This window comes from Micromonospora foliorum, assembly GCF_022229015.1.
GTDB lineage: Bacteria > Actinomycetota > Actinomycetes > Mycobacteriales > Micromonosporaceae > Micromonospora > Micromonospora foliorum.
In genome coordinates, this window is record NZ_JAKKFF010000506.1 from 1 (window position 1) to 1,433 (window position 1,433).

Annotated in this window: 3 protein-coding genes; all 3 read left to right on the forward strand. The window is 74.5% G+C overall.

The genetic code is table 11. The features are described 5' to 3' along the window. Window positions 1-289, forward strand: a 289-nt coding sequence (locus PSH25_RS28990; protein WP_238662050.1) for a DUF4439 domain-containing protein, incomplete at its 5' end; no start/stop codon positions are given. A gap of 52 nt (window positions 290-341) precedes the next feature. Continuing rightward, window positions 342-944: a PadR family transcriptional regulator gene (locus tag PSH25_RS28995; RefSeq protein ID WP_238662051.1), complete on the forward strand. Its 603-nt coding sequence runs from the start codon at window positions 342-344 to the stop codon at window positions 942-944. Next, window positions 941-1,433: ABC transporter ATP-binding protein (locus PSH25_RS29000; protein WP_372492880.1), on the forward strand; the 493-nt coding region annotated here is incomplete at its 3' end. The genes PSH25_RS28995 and PSH25_RS29000, both read left to right, overlap by 4 nt.

The following is a 1,433-nucleotide window of genomic DNA, read 5'->3' on the forward strand; positions in this document are numbered from 1 at the left end:
TGACGCGCTGGTGGTGCAGCTCACCACGGCCGGCGGCGTCGTTCCGCCGGACCGCGCCGGCTACGCCCTGCCGTTCCCGGTCACCGACCGGGCGAGCGCCCTGCGGCTCGCCGCCGAGGTGGAGGAGCGCACGGCCGCGCACTGGCGGGCCGCCCTGGCGTCCACCACCGGCGCCGACCGGGACCAGGCGCTGGCCGCCCTGGTCGAGTACGCCGTGCGGGCCACCCGGTGGCGCAAGACGGCCGGGCTGACCCCGCTGACTGTCGCGTTTCCCGGTCGACCGGCCTGAACCGGTCCGCCCCGGTTGCGGTGCGCATACCAGGTATGCATACTCCGTTGCCATGTCCATCCGTCACGGGTTGCTCGCTCTGCTCGAACGCGGCCAGATGTACGGCTACCAGCTGCGCGCCGCGTTCGAGGAGTCGACCGGCTCGACCTGGCCGCTGAACATCGGGCAGGTCTACACCACGCTGTCCCGGCTGGAACGCGACGGTCTGGTGCGCCCGCTGCCGGAGAGCGAGGCCGGGCAGCGCCCGTACGAGATCACCGACGCCGGCCGGGCGGACCTGGCGCTGTGGTTCGCCACCCCGATCAGCCGCACCGACCGACCCCGCGACGAGCTGGCGATCAAGCTGGCGCTGGCGCTGACCACCCCCGGGGTCGACGTCCGGTCGGTGGTGCAGGCCCAACGCAGCGCGACGATGCGGGCCCTGCAGGAGCTGACCCGGTTGAAGTACGGCAGCAACCGGCCGGAGGACCTCCCCTGGCGCCTGGTGCTGGACTCGATGGTGTTCCAGGCCGAGGCCGAGGTGCGCTGGCTGGACCACTGCGAGACCAGTCTGGTCCGGCACCAGCCCAGCGGCCCGGCGCCTCCCGCTCCCCGGTCCGGTGACGACGACGCGCGGGACGCGGCTCGATGGGCCGGCGAGGAGGCGCGACGGTGAGCGGGTCGGACGACGCGGTGCTGGAGCTACGCGCCGTCCACCGCACCCACGGCGCCGGGCCGGCGGCGGTGCACGCGCTACGCGGCGTCAGCCTGGTCGTCCGGCCCGGCGAGCTGGTCGCGGTGATGGGGCCGTCCGGCTCCGGCAAATCGACCCTGCTGGCTCTCGCCGGCGGGTTGGACCGCCCGACCGGCGGCGAGGTCCGGGTCGAGGGGCAACCGCTGGGGACGTTGGACCGCCGCGGGCTGGCCCAGCTGCGCCGCCGCCGGATCGGCTACATCTTCCAGCAGCTCAACCTGCTGGGCAGTCTGAGCGCACTGGAGAACGTGGCTCTCCCGTTGGAACTCGACGGGACCAGCGGACGTCGGGCCCGCGCACTGGCCATGGCCGCGCTCACCGAGGTGGGCCTGCCCGCGTTGGGTGACCGCTTCCCGGACCAGCTCTCCGGCGGGCAGCAGCAGCGGGTGGCGATCGCCCGCGCACTGGCGC

Bases quoted from the DNA above. Each gene is read 5' to 3' on its own strand.
- PSH25_RS28995 (WP_238662051.1), top strand. From the start codon at position 342: ATGTCCATCCGTCACGGGTTGCTCGCTCTGCTCGAACGCGGCCAGATG.